The following is a 2,850-nucleotide window of genomic DNA, read 5'->3' as shown; positions in this document are numbered from 1 at the left end:
AAAAGAACCGACAGAGGGAGTTGGCACAGCAATATACCCATCAACAGGCGAAGAAGATTCGACACCAGGTAGTGCTACAGAAGTAGAGATAACACCAGACTGATCAGAAACAGTTGGCATAGATAAAACTTCAGCTAATGGTAACAAAGGGGAAGAAATATCAGAAGCTACTAACAACTCAGACGCAGGTGCAGACAAAGGTGCAAACGCAGAAACAGAGGAGGAAGATACAGCAACAACACTATCAGACGCAGATGAGGATGCTCCATCTTCTAAAGCTCTCAAATCAGAAGCGTCACCTTCCAGAGTCGATACTGAAACATCAGCACTAATTCTCGAAAAACACTCACCAGACAAAGATACCAATTGCATCTCGTGCTGAGATTGAGGCCCAGACTCAGAAGTAGATAGAGATGAAGATAAGGGTAAGGGTGCAAATGAAATAGAGGGTTGAAATGAAGGAGCAGGAGATACTTCACCTACTAAAGGTCCAAAATCAGAACAATTTGAAGTAGGATCGTCAGAAGTAGAAACAGCAACAATATCAGATAAATTAGCAGGTTGATCTCTATAAGAAAGCAATTTAACAAATCTACGAGAAGGTTGATTACGCTTCCCCTCATCAAATAGCAACAAAGATCTTAACTGTGTCTCAGATTGATGTGATAATTCAGACCGAAGTCGCGCAGAAGAGATAACCGAGGAATGAGTAAGAGTAGCAGTACTGCAAGCATCTGCACATTTACTACTACCTTCTGATGTCTTGCCTTTACTTATCACACGTCTTTGAGTAATAGTCTCAGTAACAACAGGCAAATAAGGCCCTGTACCTTCAGATAATAACTCAGGTTCAGATTGAGATAATAATTCAGACTGAAATTGCGAACTGGGAGAAGGACTAACAAGACCTGTGGTAGCACTTACTGAAGCCGTACCATCACTTATAATTTTACTACCACTTCCTGATCTTTTGCTTTTTTTACTTATCGTATGTCTTCTTTGTGGAACAGGCTCAATAACAATAGACGAAGAAGATCCAGTACCTTCAGATAATAACTTAGTTTCTGGTTGAGATAATAATTCAGACTGAAGTTGCAAACTGGAAGAAGGACTCACAAGACCTGTGGTAGCACTTACTGAAGTCGCACCACCACTGGCAACTTTACCACTACTATTTCCTGATACCTTCTCTTTACCTGTCCTAATTTTTCTTTGTAGAGCTGAAAATGCCGATGCAGGAATATCAGCAGTATCGAGGACACTAATAACATCTTCACAACTAACATCACTCAATGATCCGTCTTCTAGTCTAGCAAAAACTTTGCCAGCTACTACATCCCACTGAGATTCAAATACAGACTGCACTACATTAAAAGCAGCACAATCTAGTTTCGACAAAAAATCTAATAAAACACCTCCATTTAATGGAACCAGCTCACAATCAGAGGTACTTGATAAAACCCTTATACTAGGAAGTGTGCGTATAAAATCAGGACGGTACTTGTAATGATATATACATAGACACCTAGACATAAAACTAGATAGATGCAATTCTCTATAGATCTTGCACCAAATAGCTCTCCCTATCGTAGAAAGTTCACTATTCATAGCCGTTGAGAGGTAATTATACATAGAACGAGAATAAGACAGTCTTGCAGATTCACGAAGATCACGAAAGAGCCTACAAATTAGCTCAGCACTACCAAGATGCAACTTAACACCTAGCAAATCAGCATATTGAATGGGCGGTACTCCAACAGTAGCACAAACAATTCCTGTCTCCGCATGAGTATAAACAGGAATAGAAACACTACTGCTACCCGCGTGTCCACCTTCTACAATATAACCCAAAGAAGATCCATCTCCTGATGTTGTACTCTTATCAACATATTCACCACTTGTATTTGTTCCTGAATATCGTGTTTTCAAATACGACATTAAAGATGGTTCCATTAGGGAAACAGCGGAAACATTACTTCTGCTACCTGCACATCCTGATTTCAAATTCCATATTAAAGATGATGCTATTGAGGGAATACCAGCAATATCTAGGACATCGGTAAAATCTTTACAATTAACAGCATCCAAAGACTCACCTTCTAGAGCACTAGGAACTCTATCAGCCACTTCAAACCAATTAGAGTTAAAAACACGCTCTGCCCTCTTACGGATAGCAGAATCTAGTCTCAATAAAAAATTCAGCAACGCATCTCCAGTCAACCTCTCTACATCACCGACAGAAGAACTAGACAATACTTTAATGTCAGGAAGAGAACGTATAAAACCAGGTCTGTGCTTAGAATGATACTCACGAAAACATTTATGCACAAAATTAACTTCACACAGTACCTTATAAGTACCGTACCAAATAGCATGTCCGGTCGCCGTAAGTTTATCCCTGGCGTTTGATGGAAGTTGTCTGTCTATCATACGTTTGTAAGAACCTCCAGCTAGTACATCAAATTTAGAAAGGAGATCGCTAATTATTTTGACACTATCAGGATGTAAACTAACTCCCAGTAAAGCGCAAATATCCTGATCAGCATTAATGTCTGGAGAAGAAACATCAGCAGTACTGGATTTGGATGCGGTACCTACCCGTCCTTTTAAACCTGAAGGAGCTGCTCCTGACAACTTCCCTTTTAACTTACGTTTTTTTAAATCTGAAAGAGCTGCTCTTGATAACTTCCCTTTTAACTTACGTTTTTTTAAATCTGAAAGAGCTGCTCTTGATAACTTCCCTTTTGACCTACGTCTTTTTGAACCTGAAAGTGCTACTACGGGAACAGCAGCAACATCGATAACATTAATAACATCCTCACAACAAACACGACTCAACGATCCGTCTTC

General features: G+C 39.7%; 1 protein-coding gene. It reads right to left on the bottom strand.

From position 1 onward, the window contains the following. Nucleotides 1-2,850 (bottom strand): hypothetical protein (locus tag A6733_RS08645; protein WP_176696729.1); only part of this gene is annotated, 2,850 nt, incomplete at both ends.

Origin of the sequence: Candidatus Ichthyocystis sparus, from assembly GCF_900078745.1 — a bacterium.
GTDB lineage: Bacteria > Pseudomonadota > Gammaproteobacteria > Burkholderiales > 2013Ark19i > Ichthyocystis > Ichthyocystis sparus.
Note: the sequence above shows the minus strand (reverse complement) of the source record. Positions and strands in the feature narration are given on the sequence as shown.